This is a genomic window from Paenibacillus sp. GCM10027630, from assembly GCF_042676305.1.
Taxonomy (GTDB): Bacteria; Bacillota; Bacilli; order Paenibacillales; family NBRC-103111; genus Paenibacillus_S.
This window is the reverse complement of the sequence record NZ_JBHTGY010000011.1, coordinates 101,299-118,535: the sequence shown is the minus strand read 5'-3', so window position 1 is coordinate 118,535 and position 17,237 is coordinate 101,299. Positions and strand designations below refer to the sequence as shown.

Below are 17,237 nucleotides of genomic sequence, written 5' to 3'. Positions count from 1 at the left end.
AGATGAGAGAAGCAGGTATCGGGCAAGACTCGCTATATAGATGGAAAGACGGACAGCTGTACAGAGGTACAGATCGAATCGGTCGTATGGTTTCTGAAGCAAGCAGCGGCATCAAGTACCATGATGAGATTATAGAAACGGAAGCGGGCGTGTTTCATTGGACACGCAGCTTTACGGTTGAGAAGAGCCAGCATGTTGCGATTATGTTGGGTTTTCAAACCTTTTATCCGACATCGTATGGCATGATTCCTGCTGTAACCTACAACGGAAACACTTGGGGCTCGGGCTTGGAACCCAAAGGGTTCGAGAAGGACGGCCAACCATGGACCTTTGCCTATCACCGTGCAGCGGTTGCAGGTGCAACCTATTCGGAAGGCAGCGGATGGTCAGTTGGTTTTTTTGGACAATATGAGGATTGCGGATTTTCCTGCTCCCTTACGCCGAAGGATGAATATACCGTTCACCGTCTTATTTGGCCCCTTGCGGAGACGCCGGTTACGTATGTAGGGAGGGATCGGGATGGAGATGCCTACCAGGAGGAATGGCTCTGCGAACCGGATCGGGAGTATCGGGTCACGGCTTATCTTGTTATCCGCCCGCTTGCGGAAGCAGGCGCTTCCTGGAGCAAAATGCTGGAAGCCGCGTGGGGCTTGAATTACCGTGCCACAAAGCCCTCGTACCAGGCGCAGCAGCTATGGCAATTGGGGATTACCTATGCGAAGGAGAGTCTGTGGGCCGAGGAGGGGATATTCAAGGGATTTTCGATCGGCTTGAAATGGAACGGCGAAGCATGGGAGCAAAGAAAGACTTGGAGATACAAAATCGGCTGGACCGGTCAAAATATTTCATTAGCCAACTCGCTGCTGGTTGATTATCTGAAAACGGGCGATCAGAGCTCGCTGGATAAAGGGATTGCCGCCCTGGACACCTGGGCGAATTATGCGAGGCTGGACAACGGATTAATCCGTTGTCATTTCGATCATTTGCTTGAGAACAAGCCGAATGCACCTGAAATTCAGGATGCGGTTCACATGGGAGCAGCGGCTTTGAATTATTTTGAAGCCTATGAGCTTGCGGCCAAGTGCGGAGTAGCAAGGCCGTCTTACAAAGAAACGGCATTGGGTATTTGCGGCTTTGCTGTGGAGCATCAGAATGAGGAAGGAAAGATCGGCAAAGCATGGAACAACGATGGAACGCCTGTCGATCCTGAAGGAACGATTGGAAGCTCTCTTGTGCCTCCATTGATTAAAGCCTATAATATGACAAATGAAACGAAGTATCTGGATGCAGCGGAGCGGGGCTACAGGTACTATATTAGAGAATTGCTCGATAACGGGTTTACAACGGCCGGTGCGCTGGATACGTATTGTATAGATAAAGAGTCAGCCATTCCACTGCTGAAGGCGGGATTAGGGCTATATGAAGCAACCGCAAACGTTCAGTATTTACAATGGGCGGAAGCAGCTTCCTGGTATTTAGCGACATGGCAGTGGCATCAAAGCGTAGCCTATCCGTTGGGAAGTGCCCTTCATGCCCTTAATTACGATACGCTGGGCGGTACCTCGGTTTCAACTCAGCATCATCATATTGATCCATATGCGCTCGATTTTGTTACGGAATGGTTGAAATTAGGGGAGCTTACAGGCAATGATACATGGATTCAGCGGGCTAGAGCAGCTTGGGTGAATGGCTCTATAGGCATTTCCGATGGGACCTTGAAGGTTATGAACAAACTTAGACCAGTGGGAAGCCAGGATGAAGGGTATTATCATACGCGTTGGGGATTTTTAACGGAACGGCATGAACAGCCCTTTGACGTAACCGAGTGGCTTGTCGCATGGCCTACGGCTTTCCGGCTGGAGGTGCTGCGCCATTTGGAAAACTGGTCGGTTATTGAGTAAATCCGTATAAACGGTGGAGGAACGAAATGAAAATCAGGCTGCCGCGTCGTTTTTTATATAAAATGATCTTGTTCTGCCTTCTGGTAGGCACCTTACCGCTTATTTTCCTAGGCGTATTTTCTTATTACAAAGCATCCCAAACGATAGAGAAAAAGGTGCTTCAGGGAAATATGCAAATCTTGACGCAAATTCATTCCAGAGTGGAGCAGGTTCTAAAAAATGTAGACAACTCGGTGACCCAATTCGTTAATTCCTCTTTCGTTAACCAAGCCATGAACAAGTCTTTGTCAGTCGACGATTTTCAGACTGTGGACCAGCTTTTGACGGACTTATATTATTTTCAAACCTTCGAGCTTGGGGTGCAAAATGTATCTCTAATTAATTTTAACCGGGAATGGGTTTTGTCAGGGGGCGGGGTGTCCCGATTCGATAAGGGCCAAGTATCTCCTAAGATATCGGAATACAGGTCATCCCCGCTGCTCTCGACTTGGGAAACTGAGGATTACTATGATTCCTACATCTCCTCTGATGATCCGAAAGCGAAGAAGTATTACAGTGTCAATCTGGTCAAAAAGGTTCCAATCAATTCACCCGATCCTATTGGGTTGGCTATTGCCAGGATTCCGACCTACGAGCTTAATAAAAATTTGATTCAAAATGCAGATCTTGGGGAGTTTCTGATTCTTGACCGCAATTATCAAATAATTGCCCATTCCGATTCGAGCATGATCGGGGAGGATGTATCTCAAGCACCTTACATGGGGAAGCTGATCGCAATGAATAGTCCGCAGGGCTATTTTGAAGACGGGCATACCGGTATCTCGTTCCGCAAATCGGATTATAACGGCTGGGTATACATCTCATTGGTTTCAATAACAGCCATGAATAAGGAATCTCGCGAAATAGGCTGGCTGACGTTGATTACTACTTTGATCAGCATTTTTGTTATTTGCATCATTTCCTATAAAGGCTCACAAAAAATGTACAATCCGATCCGTAAGCTGCATACGATGGTTGCCGATGGTGGAGAGGGCAGTGAAAGAGAAACTATAGATGAAATCGAATCGATTAGTTATTCCATCCAGCATATGAAGCAGACCCAAACGAAGATCAGCAACCAGCTTCAGGAGCAAATACCGCAGCTGACTTATTTTTTCGTCCTCCGTCTGTTCCAGGGGGAGCTGACGGACCGGGAGATCAAGGATAAATTACCAAGCTTGAACGGGGCGAGTCATTGGAAGACTTTGCATGTCATTGCGGTTCAGATAGATTCACTGGAAACGACGAGATATGAAGAGAAGGACAAAGACATTCTCATGTATGCGGTGAATAATATTGTGTCTGAGCTTATTCCGGTGCATAATCGTTTAAATCCGATCGTAATGGGGGATTCGCTGGTTACTTTGTACGGAACGATGAAGGAAGATGTGGAATTGATCAAAACGGAAGTGAACGAGCTAACCCGCAAAATCCAAAAATCGGTAGGCTATTATTTGGAATTGCCTATTAGTATAGGGATCAGCAAGCCTTACCATGAATTCAATGCAACTCCGCGGGCTTACCATGAAGCTTTGGAAGCATTAAAATATAGGGTGGAACAAGGACAGCCGCTAATTGTATCTCATGATGAGATGGATTTCGTAGAATCGAATAAATTATCGTATCCGGTTCAAATCGAACAAGAGCTTCTGGACGCAGTTAAAGCAACGGATAAAGAACGGATTCGACCGCTGCTGCATCAATTTATGGAAGCCTTAACCGCAGAGCGGATGAACATCAAGCAATATGAATTATCATTGGTGAGGCTGCTGGTTAGCGTAGTCCGGTTCGTGCAGGATTCGGGACATAGCGAAGTCATATGGACTGAGGATGAGAAATCATTATTGAACCAGCTGCTGGAGCTGAAAAACCTTCATGAGATTGAAAAGTGGTTCCATGATATCATTATTGAGCCGATTATCGATCATTTATCGGATAGCAAGGAAGACCATTATAAGAAAATCATCGAGCAGGTTGTTCATATTATTGAAGAAAACTATAATAAGGATGTCACCCTGGAGATGTGTGCTGCTGCACTTAATTATCATCCTTATTACATCAGCAAGGTATTCCGGTCCCAAACTGGAGTCACCTTCAGTGATTATCTTCATAAGTTCCGCATGGATATGGCCAAGAAATGGTTGGTTGATACGGATATGAGGATCAATGAAATCGCCAAGCAGCTGGGGTTCTATAACGCGCAAAATTTTATCCGATCGTTCAGGAAGCTGGAAGGATTGACTCCTGGCCGGTATAGGGAGCTGTATTCGAAGTTGTGAGCCTATAGCTGAATGAACTCAGCTGGTTAACTAGTATGATCCACTTGTCCCGCCTATGAAGCCAGAACGCCAAGGCAAGGAACCGGTCGATTCTGCACCTTAGCCCCTACAGGAATTTAAAGTGAGAATGCCCTTTCTAATGTTGCTTAAGTCATCGAGCGAGAACAGATGCTCAAAGGTTGCTTTCATTGCAAAGGAGACCAGAATACTCTTACGGCTGCGGAAAGAAAGATGATAGATGGAAATCCTCCCGTTAATCCAGCCTGGATATCGTTTGAAAGCAATCTAGCTGGAAAAACTCCTGTTAATCTAGTGCATATGGCTGAGATCAATCCTTAGAATTAGCAGGAGGAATTCCAGTTATTGGGCTTGAAATGTATATTTCGGAGAAAATAACGTGACAATTTCCTGATAATTGCGTGGGGCTCGCTGAGCTGCCGACTGCGAATGCGACTGCGATTGCCATGCCATGCTGTAAACGAATCCCGAATCCAGCGATTAGCACGCATTGGAAAGCGAGCTCATCTCTGCTATTCGCTGAGAATACAGAAGCGCTATCGATCCCATAGAATGTGCAAAAGAACCTTTAAGATGAATGGTTCCTTTGCAACCCTTTATTCAAAAAAATGGTGGATGGGTTGTTCCAAAATGAATTTTGGGACAGCCCTTTCTTATCATATTAGCCAGACTTTATAAGTTCTCAGCGGAGCTGAAGAAGTCTGATATTGCGAGAAAAGCTACAGCTTAGACACGGATGTATCCTCATCGAAAGGGCTTCGATCCGAAGTTCTCTTAAAACGGATTGGGTGATTTGTGGAAATAGGTACAGTTCAAGTTAGGTATGATATAAAAACGGGAAATATACGGAATTCACCGAGTAGACTATAATTATGGGGAGACGTAGAAAAAAGGTGAATAGTAAACAGGCAACTGGACACAAAATACAAGCAAAGCCAATGGAGGGAAGATGTAATATGCAAGCGGCCGTACTAAAAGGGACTCATCACATCGAAGTGACAGATTGGGAAAACAAGGAGCTGGCTTCCGATGAAGTAAGAATTCGGGTAAAAAGCTGCGGCATTTGTGGTACGGATCAGCACATCTATCATGGGCACCCGGGTTCGGCGGCAGTAACGCCACCGATTGTGCTGGGTCATGAGTTTGCCGGCGAGGTGATGGAGCTGGGTGCAGAAGTTACGACTCTTAAAGTAGGCGACCGGGTGTCCGTCGATCCGAATATGTATTGTGGAAGCTGCAAATATTGCCGTGATGGCCGTGTTCAATTATGCGATCGTTTACAAGCCGTTGGTGTTACACGAGATGGAGGCATGGGGGAATGGTGTACGGCACCTGCGGCTAATTGCTATCTGCTGCCAGACTCGATGAGTTATATAGAGGGAGCTATGGTTGAACCTCTTGGTTGTGTGCTGCACGGCTTTAAAAAAATCGACATACGTCCGACTCATACCGTACTGGTGATAGGCGGCGGTTTTATTGGACAGCTGTTTTTGCAGTTGGTCAAGAAGCAAGGAGCCTCCCGTATTGTTGTCAGCGAACCTGCTATTGACAAGCATGCCGGAATTCTTGCGCTGGGAGCAGATGAGGTAGTGCAGCCCACGGAAGCTGCATTGGAAGGGCTGAAGAATCGGGCCGATGTGGTTATTGAATGTGTCGGGCGCAAAGATTCTATGGAGCTGGCCATTGAAGCAGCGGGAAAGGGAGGCCAAGTGCTGCTGTTTGGCGTAGCCTCTCCCGAGACTCAGATCACGGTATCTCCTTTTGCCATTTTTTCCAAGGAGCTGCGGATTTATGGTTCCTTCATTAATCCACATACTCATGAGGAAGCGATTGCACTTATTGAACAGGGCATAGTTCGTGTAGAGCCTATTGTCAGTCACAGATTTAAGCTGGAGGAAATACCCGAAGCGATGAGCCGGTATGGGCAATTAAATGTAGCCAAAGGCGTTATTGTATATTAATCAGCTGCCGCTGCCCTCGACTATTGTTGGATAGCGAGCGGCAGCGGTTTTATTTATATGGTATCCCGCGGACGCTGCCATTTTTTACGGAAGGCTAGAGATGTCATTTCTTCGCGATGTTTGAACAGGGATATAAAATGGCTGACGTTATCGGTTCCACATTGTGCGGCAATTTCTGCGACAGGTATGCTGGAGTACTTAAGCAGCTCCTTGGCAAAGGTGATGCGGCGAGTGATAATATATTCGTTTGGCGTAAGTCTTATCAAGAGTAATCCCAGCGATGTATCACTTTATGAAGAACTAGTGTATAAGAAAGACCTGCTGAAGAACAAGCTTGTTATGTGATATAAGCCGCTGACGGATATCGTTGGGGGCTTTTTGCCGCGAATTTATCTCGCCTCTATAATCGCATTAAAGGGAAAAAATTGTGAAACATCGAATCTATATAAGTAACAAATTGGGCGAAACGGATGGTGCAACCATGTTAAAAGGCAGATTTTTCCGCAACAGCTTGATCTTGATTCTGCTTATTTCCAGTATCCCGGGTTTTATTATAGGGTTCATCGTATATTGGATGGGCGGGGAGCGCCTCGAGAATGAGATGCTGCAGCTGCATAAAAATCAAATATTGCAAAGAGCTGCCAATATCGACGATCAATTCTCCTATATCGAGCAATCTCTTGCCCACTGGGCATTTGATCCGAAGTTCAATTCGAGCCTGCTGACAACGAATTTTTTCAAGGATTTCGAAGTGGCGCGAGATGTTACGAAAACATTAGGTGTCATGCAGGGATCAACCCCTTTGGCGAGGCAAGCTGAGCTATTCGTTAACGGGGTGAAGCCGATCCGATTTTCTCCTGAATATGATGTTATCCAGAGCTCCATACTTATGAACAGCTACAGTCAAATGCTGGCTAGCGGGCAGTTGGCTTTTTGGATAAGCTTGGACACAGATCCCGCCCAGGACGGAGTAAAGGATTTAACCTTAGTGCATAAATTGCCTGGAGTTGATTTTGAACCGTTCGGTGCTTTGCTGGTCCGTATAAATGCAGACAAGGTTTCCAGCTTACTGAAAACGCTGACACCGTATAATGTCGGGGAAACATTCATTATGGAGACAAGCGGAAATGTTCTGGTAACGAGCACAGGAGTCTCCAAAGAGGCTTTATTCGATGAGGCTTTAAGAAATGAGGTGCTCCATCGGGATTCAAGATCAGGCTCCTTCCTTTATGAATGGAAGAAGACCACCTATACCGTCTCCTATGGGGCCTTCTCGAGAATCGGTACGGATTGGATTTACGTCTCCGCCTCTCCTATTAATGCGATCACGAAGCCGGTTGTTATTATATCAAGGCTAATCCTGTTCGTCAGCGGTTCGGCTCTGCTTCTGGCGTTTCTCTTATCCTGGCTTGCTTCACGACGCATCTATTCTCCAATTGACCGTCTTGTTCGACTGCTTGCTGCCAATAAGCTGTTCGCAGGAAATATGAACGAGCAGAATGATGAGTTTAAAATGATCGAGAAGGAATGGCTGCACTTAAGCAGGGAAAGCACGACCCTTCAAAACAGGCTGGAGCAGCAGCTCCCTCACGTCAAGGAAGGCTTCCTGCTGCAGCTTGTGCAAGGATTTCTTTACTCCTATTCGGAGGAAGATCTGAAGGAGCGCATGCGGAATTTAGACTGGATGGTCGATGAACGGCTGTTTCTGGTCATGCATATTCAGCTTACAGGATTCGAAAATTTAACAGGACGTTTCTCGCAGGGCGATGAGGGTTTAATTACGTTTGCGGCTGCAAATATGATCGAAGAGCTGGCTGTTAACCGATGGGAGCAAGCGAACGTCATTAATTTCCATGATTTATCGGTTGGCTTGTTGATTATGGTACCTGCGGATCAATCCTATCGAATGGAGCTCCACGCATTTAGCGACGAATTGATGCAGGCGATCAACCATATATTAAAGCTTCAGGTGTCCGTAACCATAGGGAAGGCAGCGTACTCCGTTGTACAAATCCCATTGTGCTATGAGGAAGCCAAACAGGCATTAAGCTATCGGAACTTTGAAAATGAGAATCAAATGATCGATCTGGAAATGCTGGAGGTTGTTGAGGAAAGCGATGAACTGCGGTACCCGTTTGTGCTTGAGAGAGAAATCATTCAATTGATCCGCACCGGCCGGCAGCAGGAAGCGGAGACAACGATTGCTGCATTTCTGGAGGCGTTGCGGGAAAGAGGAGCTAAGGAAATTGATATTCAGCAAAGCATGCTGCAGCTGTTGGGGAGTATTCTTCATGCTATTCGTCATTCAGGCATGGATCCGAATCGAGTATATAAATCCGTCAATCTGTACGAGCAGCTGACTCAAATCCGGGAACCGCAGAAAATGATTAAATGGTTCAACGGCAAAGTGATACAGCCCTTTGTGATGGAACTGGAGGCAAGATCCGATGTGCAGATCAAGAAGGTTATTGAGTCAGCGATGATTTACTTGCAGAATCAGTACATGAACGATATTTCGCTGGACAGCTGCGCTGATCATACAGGCTTGAATCCGGTAGCCTTGAGTAAAACCTTCAAACAGGTTACCGGGAAAAATTTTATCGATTATTTGACGGAGCTGCGAATGGGTAAAGCCAAAGAGCTGCTGGTAGATACGGAGCTGAAAATTAACGATGTCGCCGTCCAGGTAGGCTATCAGCACAGTTATTTTAACCGTATATTTAAAAAACAGGAAGGCATTACACCGAGCCAATATCGTGAAATGGCCCGAAAGATATAATGGCCTTCCAGTGTGAGAAATCGTAATTCCGTTATCACGACCGAATTAGAGCCCTATACACAAAAACAGAGAGATAAAGGAACCGGCTGTTCCGTTAACTCTCTGTTTTTTGAGCTTTTCAGATGACAGAGGAACAAGTAGTTCCTCTGATATGAGTTAAATCTGTCAAGCGAGGTACAATTATTACTCTAACACGGCGTTCCCTTGAACCAGCAGCGCCTGCAGCTGCTTAATATCAACCTCTGCAGCTGTCGTCTTGTTAGCGCTGGCAATTGCTGCGGCCGTGCCAGCCGCTTGTCCTGTGGCCATGCAGCTAGGAGTCAATCTTGTTGTAGCCAGAGCCTCGTGCGAAGTGGATATGCAGCGTCCGGCTGCCAGCAGATTGTGCACCTGCTGCGGGACGAGGCAGCGGTAAGGGATGTCGTAAGCTCCATCCCCTCGGACCAAGGCTTCGGTCACGCCTTTGCCGGACGGATCGTGGATATCGATCGGATAGCCGCTTCGAGCGATGACATCATCGAATCGTCTACCTGTGACAACGTCGTCGATGCCGAGCTGATACAACCCGTCAATCCTTCGGGTTTCACGAATACCGATCTGAGTGGCTACAGATGAAATGGAAGCTTGGGAGAATCCGGGAACAGAGGATTGCAGAAATTCGGCCATAAGCAGAACCTGCCGCAGCCCTTCTTCTTCGGCCTGAGTCAAGTCTTCGACATTGGTGCCGTCTAATCCCTGCACACGGGTGCAGTTGACCAGAACCTCGTCATGAGCCGGCCCGGTGAACAATAAAACCTGATCCCGGTTAATCGGCACTTGAGCCGCATTCCACTGGGAATAAAAGCCCTGAATGCCCGTAAGCGGTAAAACGTTTAGCTCACTAAACGGCGTTTTGTGATAAAAATTAGTTGGATTCTCTATCATATTTTGGCGGATGGCTTCAATATCTACTCCGCGCATACGAAATTTCATTGTCATCGGCTGGGTTCGCTTATCTCCTTCGCGTCCCATCAGTGTAGGGACTCCAGATAAATAAGCGACGTCAGCATCACCCGAAGTATCGACAAACATGCTGCCGGACACTTGGATAGGGCCCGATTTACCTGTGAGCTGAACCGAACGGATATACTGATCCTCCACCTGAACGCCGTCCACGAAGCTGTGCAAGAGCAACTTGACGCCAGCCTCCTTCAGCATATCGATGGCCAGCAGCTTATAAATTTCAGGATGATATGGCGTAACGGTATGGACAAAGCCAATGGTATCACGCAAATGACCGGGAGATCCTCCGCGTTCCATTAACCGCTCGACAATCTCCTGCCCGATTCCTTTTATAACTTGCAGTCCTTGTTCTGTGTGAAAGGTCATCCATGGATAGACGGAGGCTGCGGTTGACATACCGCCGAGGAAGCCGTACCGTTCGATCAGTACCGTGCTTGCCCCTTGTCTTCCAGCGGCTATAGCCGCATTGATCCCGGCAGGGCCTCCACCGACAACAACAACATCCGCCTGTAGCTTGCGAGTCATTTTCATCTCTCCTATTCTTTTAACCCTGTCATAGCTGCGCCTTCAATAAATTGCTTTTGTGCGAAAAAGAAGACAATAAGCAGCGGCAGCGTCGCCATGGCTGAAGCGCTCATCAAATGATGCCAGGATGTACCTGCTTCATCGGTAAAAAGTGATAGCGCGAGCGGTAACGTCATTAGTTTACGGTCATTAATAAAAATAAGTGGTTCAAAAAAGTCATTCCAGCTTGTCAGAAAAGTAAAGATGGTCAATGTGGCTATCGCAGGCTTGGCCAGAGGCAGCATAATATTCCAATAAATACGAAATCTTGAACAGCCATCGATCATAGCCGCTTCTTCCAGATCCTTCGGTATTCCAAGGAAAAATTGGCGCATGACGAAGACGCCGAAGACGCCGCCCGCCCCGAATATCGGCAGTACAATCAGAGGTACATGCGTATTGAGGAAACCAATATCGCGCATGAACAGAAACATCGGGATAGCCGTTACTTCGGTAGGAACCATCATGGTGCTTAAAAGCAGTAAAAATATGAGGTTTCTCCCTATGAAAGGGATTCGGCCTATGGCATAGCCGGCAAGCGAAGCGAAGAAAATCGTTCCGATCACAACGACAATGGCAATATATAAGCTGTTGAAGTAAAACAAATGGAATGGGATGATCCGTAGTACCTCTGCGTAATTTGCCCAACGGATGGGCGATGGGATAAACTCCGGCGGGAATACGAAAATTTTGGCCGGTTCCTTAAGCGAAGTCGAGATCATCCAAATAAAAGGAACGAGCAGCAGGACGGAGAACAGGGTTAATACCGCATAATGGAGAGTAACACCTATCCGATTAAAGGCAGTTGCTGCCAAAGGTTTAGTTTTCATGAAAAATCCACCTTTTCCTAAGCGTCCACTGAATCAATGTGAATGCCATGATCAGAAAGAAAAGAATATAAGCCAAAGCTGAAGCATAGCCGAATTCAAACAGCTTGAATGCTTTTTCCCAAATATAATACACCATTACTTTGGTGCTGCTTCCCGGACCGCCTTGAGTCATGACGTAAATTTGTCCGAACACCTTCATTGAGCCAATGACCGTCATTATTATCGTAAGAAATAAAGTCGGTGTTATTAGTGGAATCGTAACTCGAAAAAATTGCGTAAATCGTCCTGCACCGTCTATTTTGGCCGCTTCATATAAATGAGCGGGGACCTGCTGCAAGGCTGCTATAAACAGTACCATGTTTAAGCCGACGTTTTTCAGCACGCTCGTAAGGATAACCGCCGGCATTGCCAGCTTAGGATTATACAGCCATGCCGGCCCTTGGACGCCGATTAGCTGCAAAATCTGATTAATAAAGCCGGAGTCTGTGGCGAACATATATTTCCAGACGATAGACCAGACGATCAGTGATGTCATAACGGGAACGAAGAGGGCTGTGCGGAACATGCTGATGCCAGGCATGCTTTTGGCCAGCAGAACTGCTAACAATAGAGCTATCCCAATGTTTAACGGCACCAGCCCCGCTGCAAAATAAAAGGTGTTGCCGAGTACGCGCCAAAAGTCGCGGTCGGTCACAATGTTAACATAATTGTCGAAGCCAATGAATTTGGATTCACCAAGTAGGGGCCAATCCGTCAAGCTCATATAAAATGCCTGGAGCAGAGGGACCAGCAGTATGGCAGCAAAGCCAATTACCATAGGCGAGACAAAAATCCATCCTGTAATGTTCGCTTCGCGTGCTAATGGATTCATTATTTTTTTCCTTTTTGCTAAAGGTGAATTCGCCATATCATTTCGCCCCTAACTATCGATCGCATTGCGGAAGTCATGCACCGCTCGTTGGATTTCATCTGCGCTCTTGCCTACAACGACAGCGCCAAGCAGCAAGGCTTTAACACCGCTATCCTTTAGGGCAGGAACATCGGCAGCAACCAATTTGCGCTGGGACGGCACAATTACAGGTAAATTGGCTGTTTGGGCCAACCAACGATACCGCAGCAGATCAGCAAAGTTTAGTGGAGTCCCATATTCCGATGAGGGAATAACGGAAGCTTCCAGAGCTTCTATAGGAAAAGCTTTTGCAGCTTCCAGCAGTCTGGTGTCAAACTGATTATCAATAGCGAAGGTAGCGGCCAGTTTGGGAGCATGCAATAAAAAGGCAGGCATATGCCACGCGTAGATCGAGAAGAAGTCTACATCCAAGTCACCCAGCTGTTCGATCTCCTGTGGGTTAATAGACTCAAGCGAACCCCCCGGAACAATACCTAACGGCCCGTTGAATTGTGAACGAATGCTGCGAAAGGTTTCGGCATATTCAGATAAGGGGCCGAAGCTGTTACCGCTGGCACGATGATCTACATTAATGTGTACCTTCAGTCCATCGGCTCCTTCCTGTAAGGCTGCTTTGGCCAGATTCAGATCGTTCGAAGGCAGGCTGACGAATAGTTGAAGCTTAGGTTCATGCAAGGCTTGGCGTAATCGGTTCATGTGAACTCCCTTCTTAGTAAAGCAACGGCTCGTTATGGAACGAACCGCTGCTTGATCCAACTGTTATTTTTTTAAAAGCGGAGTTACTTTCTCGTCCATCGTTTTTATAATTTGCTCAGGCTGTGCGGTTTGACCGAAGAGCTGATCAAATCCGGCTAAAATCTCATTATCGATCTTTTGCCATTGAACATGTCCTGGCTGTACGATAGCTTTGGCCATCTCATCGATAACGGCTTGCTTGATGATAGACGGGTCCGGACTGTCGGGCTGTTTGAGAAAGGAATCCGAGTTCAGCACGGACTTGCGTGGAGGCACGAAGAAGGTGGATGAAGTCTGAATACCTTCTTGGCTGGCAAAAAACTTCAGCAGCTCCTTGACTTCCTTCTGATTTTTACTTTCTTTAAACACGACGTAACCAGCTTGCCCCATCATGGGAACGGAACCTTTCGATCCGGATGGCATTGGAGCAATACTCCATTTAAAATCCTTGATGGTACGAGCTTTGGACACATAGCTGTATACATCGAAGAACATGCCTATTTTCCCTGATTCGAAATTGATCTGTTCTCCTGCTTTTGGATGAGATTGATCCACGAACATCATATTTTGAACCATTTTCAAAGTATCAACACCATATTTATCGTTCCATGTAAACTTGGTCATATCTTTATCGAACGGCCCACTGCCGTTAGACCAAGCATACGAAGAAAGCAGAATCCAGGTTTTCCAATCACGGAAGAAATTAGCGCCGTATATTTTGGTTGCTCCATTACCGCTTGTAATGGCTTTGGCAGATTTGACAAACTCTTCCCAAGTCCATTTGCCTTGTTTGGCCAGCTCGTTAGGAGAAGCAAGCCCTGCTTTTTCAAATAAATCCTGGTTATAGAACATGACGCTTGGAGGCGTAGAGAACGGTAATCCGTACAATTTGCCGTCTTTGGTAAACAAGTTCAACGTGGAAGGAATGAAATCGTCCAAATTAAATGATGCATCTGCTTTCACGTCAGACACATCCGCCAAAATGTTGTTAGCCATGAACTGCGGCACCATACGCTCGGATACCCAAGCAAGGTCTGGCAACTCCCTTCCCGCTGCAAGCACGGATACCTTCTGTTGATAGTCGGCGAATGGAATGGATTCCATAGTTACCGTGACGTTCGGATGCGTCTTTTTGTAAGTCTCAAGCAGCTTGGTGTACATATCTTGATGCGCTTGATTCCCCCAGGTCAAAAACTTCAAGGTTACCGGTTTATCGCTTGCACTTGCTGGAGTTGTACTACTTGGTTGGGTTGTTTCCTGCTTGGAGCATCCTGCTGATAACGCTATCATAGGTATGACTAAAAGACTGCTTACCCATTTCTTCATGTAATTCCCCCCTGATTCTTAAGAACTGGTCTACAGCTTTCATTATATGGGTAGAGGTGGCCTCAAAAAATCACGCAGCTTTTAGGTTTGGTTCGTTATTTATAGATGTTGTTCCAAAAGTCGACTTTTGGAACTCGCATTTATAGATGTTGCTGAAAAAGTCGACTTTTTGAACTCGCACTTATAGTTGTTTTACGAACCGTACTCCTCACGATAAGAGCCTGGCGATGTTCCGACCTGCTGCTTGAATACAAGCATGAAGTGCTTGGGACTCTGATATCCTGATAGCCGCGCTACATCGTAAATTTTCAAATCGGTCTGTTCAAGAAGATGCTTGGCTCTCTCAATCCGGATTTGCATAATAAAGTCAGATAAATTAATAGCGGTTTCCGATTTGAATAGCTGGCTGAGATAGGCCGGGTTTAAATGGATGTAATCAGACAAGGTTTGAAGGCGCAAATCTCCTTCGGGATGGGCTTGAATATATTCTTTGATTTTGCGAATGAGCCGTTTGCCTTCGCCGCTTTTCATAATAGGCTCCTTCGTGGCTGTTTCTATGTGAGGTTCTGTTCTATCCGTTGATCCACCCGTTTCTTTCCGCTCAAGCGTTTGATGGATGCGTTCCAATGCAGATACCAGTGCCATACGATTAATCGGCTTTAGCAAATAATCCGATACTCCGAAGCGAAGCGCTTTCTGCGCATACTCAAAGTCGCTGTAGCCGCTTATAATCAACAGCGGCATATTAGGGTAACGTTCTCTAACTTTGGCAATCAGCGATAATCCGTCCATCTCGCGCATCCGTATGTCCGTAATGACTACATCGGGTATTTCCGTCTGCAAATAGGCTAACGCTTCTTTTCCATGGGCTGCTTCTTTAACAATTTCGAATTCACTGGATACTTTGGTAATTAAATGCTTGATGCCTGTTCGGATAATTTCCTCATCCTCAACCAGCAGAATTTTGTACATCTCCGCTCATCCTTTCCGTTATGGGGATAGTGATTGTAAAGGCCATTCCTTGGTCGGGACTTCCATCGAATTGAAGCTCATAAGAGGAGCCGAACATTAATACGAGCCTTTGGTTTATATTGCGCAAGGCAACGCCTTGTTTACGCTCTCCGTCCGGCAGGGGAGATGTTAAAGACAATCTCAGGCGCTCGACTTCACTTTCTGTCATACCGATTCCGTCGTCCCTGACGGTTAACAGCAGGTCATCGCTGAATCTTACAGCGGAAATCCATATCGTGCCGCCCTCAGGCTTGTCTCCAACGCCATGAAAGATGGAATTTTCTACGAGAGGCTGCAATAGCAGCTTGGGAACCAGGGAGCGTTCGAGACCAGGCTCGATATCGAAAATAATACGCAGACGGTCGCCATAGCGCAGCTGCTGGATCTTTGCATAGGAGCCTACAGAAGCGAGCTCTTCTTTTAGCAGCACCAGTCTGTCGTATTGATCGACGGTGTACCGCATTAATTGTCCTAAGGTAGAGACCATATCGGATACTTCGTAATTTTCACGTTCCAGCGCTTTCATATTAATGGATTCGAGCGTGTTGTAAATAAAATGCGGATTGATCTGGCTTTGCAGCGCCGCGAGCTCGGCTTCTTTTTCCCGTAGTCCTATCAAATATACTTCCTTGATTAAATGGTTGATTTCCTCGGCCATCCGGTTAAAGCCTCTGCTAAGCTGCCCGATTTCATCCTGCGACATGACCGGCACGCTTTGGTTAAACTGTCCCCGTTCGAGCAGCTGCATTTTTTGCTTAAGCCGGATTAAAGGGCTGCTTAAGTGATAAGAGAAAATAAAGGAGAGGATAATGGCGGCCACAACGAAAATAACAGCAATTACAATAGTGAAATTACGTAGCTTCTTAGTTTCGGACAGCAAGGAGTCAACGGGAATGAAGTCAATTACTTTAAGTCCTGAGTAATCCGAATAATCTACAATAGTAAGGAAACGCTGCCCATTCAGAACCAAATCCCGGACTGCATTCTCATTAGGCTGCTTGGTGTCGCGTAAAGTTTTGGCGAAGCGGGGCTCCAGATTAGAGCTGCTTTCCTCAAATAAAAGCTCATTTCGTTCATTAACGACGAGCATACTGCCTTTCTCCTCGAATTTTACATTGGATAAAATCTGGCGGAACACATCCAGCTTTAAATCTATTTTAATCATTCCAATCACGTCATTTTTATCAGGCTCACGAATCATACGGGCTACGGAAAAAACTTGTGATGAGCTTTCGTTATAGTAATTGGGCTGATGCTGGGGGATGACGACCCAGGCTCCATCTGCAACCTGAACTTTTCTAAACCAGTCCTCCTGTCTGACATCGGCATAAAAATTCATCATCGAGGAATCAACATTAGTAAAAATAAATCCATTGTTAGCAATAATTTGAATTCCTTTTACTTCAGAACGGTTGTATGCAGAGCCTGAGATGTAAAGAAACATTTTTTCCATTTCGGCAAGCGTGGGGCGAGTCAGAGCAAATTGGGGTTGGCTGTATTTTTTTACAATGGCTAATACTTGCGTGTCATATAGTGGCATTAGAGAAAGCCTTTGCATTTCCAGCAAGGTCCGATCCAGATTGCGGTTAATTTGCCCGACAATTTGGGTTGAATAGTCTGCAGACCGTCGTTCCACCGATGCTGAAAATTCATAATAGGTAAGAATACCTTGCAAGCTAAGAGGGATGACTAATATCAATATAAAAATGATTAACATTTTGGAGCGTAAACCCAGATGTGTATAAAAGGTGACTGCGTTACTTTTTCTACGATTCATGGCGCACTCTCCCTGGATGTTTTGTTTGCCTATCGTATCATTTTTTAAAAAAGTCTTAAAGCTGAAAAAATATCTAAAGCAAATTGTTGGCGCTTACAAAAAAGT

12 protein-coding genes are annotated in these 17,237 nt (G+C 46.1%); 4 read left to right on the top strand and 8 right to left on the bottom strand.

The window, feature by feature from the left end; translation table 11 throughout:
• The first annotated feature begins 2 nt into the window (after positions 1–2).
• The 3 genes from ACFQ0C_RS06710 to ACFQ0C_RS06700 all read left to right on the top strand — a co-directional run bounded on the left by ACFQ0C_RS06710 (position 3) and on the right by ACFQ0C_RS06700 (position 6,198).
• Positions 3–1,901 carry a hypothetical protein gene (locus ACFQ0C_RS06710; RefSeq protein ID WP_379365181.1) on the top strand — a complete coding sequence of 633 codons (1,899 nt, stop codon included), beginning with the start codon at positions 3–5 and terminating at the stop codon, positions 1,899–1,901.
• 26 nt (positions 1,902–1,927) lie between these two features.
• Positions 1,928–4,219 (top strand): helix-turn-helix domain-containing protein, encoded by a 2,292-nt coding sequence (locus ACFQ0C_RS06705; protein WP_379365179.1) that lies wholly within the window; start codon positions 1,928–1,930, stop codon positions 4,217–4,219.
• Between the two features lie 974 nt (positions 4,220–5,193).
• Complete coding sequence (locus tag ACFQ0C_RS06700; RefSeq protein WP_379365177.1) at positions 5,194–6,198, top strand: zinc-dependent alcohol dehydrogenase family protein; 1,005 nt, start codon at positions 5,194–5,196, stop codon at positions 6,196–6,198.
• A 53-nt stretch (positions 6,199–6,251) separates the two neighbouring features.
• Here the strand turns inward: ACFQ0C_RS06700 and ACFQ0C_RS06695 are convergent, their stop codons facing one another.
• Complete coding sequence (locus tag ACFQ0C_RS06695; protein ID WP_379365175.1) at positions 6,252–6,464, bottom strand: helix-turn-helix domain-containing protein; 213 nt, start codon at positions 6,462–6,464, stop codon at positions 6,252–6,254.
• Between the two features lie 161 nt (positions 6,465–6,625).
• On the opposite strand from ACFQ0C_RS06695, the gene ACFQ0C_RS06690 reads away from it, so the two are divergent.
• Positions 6,626–8,977, top strand: coding sequence for a helix-turn-helix domain-containing protein (locus tag ACFQ0C_RS06690; RefSeq protein WP_379365173.1), 2,352 nt, complete (start codon positions 6,626–6,628; stop codon positions 8,975–8,977).
• Positions 8,978–9,160: 183 nt separating this feature from the next.
• Here the strand turns inward: ACFQ0C_RS06690 and ACFQ0C_RS06685 are convergent, their stop codons facing one another.
• The 7 genes from ACFQ0C_RS06685 to ACFQ0C_RS06655 all read right to left on the bottom strand — a co-directional run bounded on the left by ACFQ0C_RS06685 (position 9,161) and on the right by ACFQ0C_RS06655 (position 17,132).
• Positions 9,161–10,504, bottom strand: a complete 1,344-nt coding sequence (locus ACFQ0C_RS06685) for an FAD-dependent oxidoreductase (RefSeq protein ID WP_379365171.1) — start codon at positions 10,502–10,504, stop codon at positions 9,161–9,163.
• A gap of 11 nt (positions 10,505–10,515) precedes the next feature.
• Positions 10,516–11,373, bottom strand: coding sequence for a carbohydrate ABC transporter permease (locus ACFQ0C_RS06680; RefSeq protein ID WP_379365169.1), 858 nt, complete (start codon positions 11,371–11,373; stop codon positions 10,516–10,518).
• Positions 11,363–12,244 (bottom strand): carbohydrate ABC transporter permease, encoded by an 882-nt coding sequence (locus ACFQ0C_RS06675; protein ID WP_379365167.1) that lies wholly within the window; start codon positions 12,242–12,244, stop codon positions 11,363–11,365. Before ACFQ0C_RS06675 ends, ACFQ0C_RS06680 begins: the two co-directional genes overlap by 11 nt.
• 48 nt (positions 12,245–12,292) lie before the next feature.
• Positions 12,293–12,979, bottom strand: a complete 687-nt coding sequence (locus ACFQ0C_RS06670) for a hypothetical protein (protein ID WP_379365165.1) — start codon at positions 12,977–12,979, stop codon at positions 12,293–12,295.
• Positions 12,980–13,042: 63 nt separating this feature from the next.
• Entirely contained in the window at positions 13,043–14,344 is a 1,302-nt protein-coding gene (locus tag ACFQ0C_RS06665; RefSeq protein WP_379365163.1) for an ABC transporter substrate-binding protein, read from the bottom strand.
• Positions 14,345–14,536: 192 nt separating this feature from the next.
• Positions 14,537–15,316 carry a response regulator gene (locus ACFQ0C_RS06660; RefSeq protein ID WP_379365161.1) on the bottom strand — a complete coding sequence of 260 codons (780 nt, stop codon included), beginning with the start codon at positions 15,314–15,316 and terminating at the stop codon, positions 14,537–14,539.
• Positions 15,294–17,132, bottom strand: a complete 1,839-nt coding sequence (locus tag ACFQ0C_RS06655) for a cache domain-containing sensor histidine kinase (RefSeq protein ID WP_379365159.1) — start codon at positions 17,130–17,132, stop codon at positions 15,294–15,296. The genes ACFQ0C_RS06660 and ACFQ0C_RS06655 overlap by 23 nt, the downstream gene beginning before the upstream one ends.
• Between the last annotated feature and the right edge of the window lie 105 nt (positions 17,133–17,237).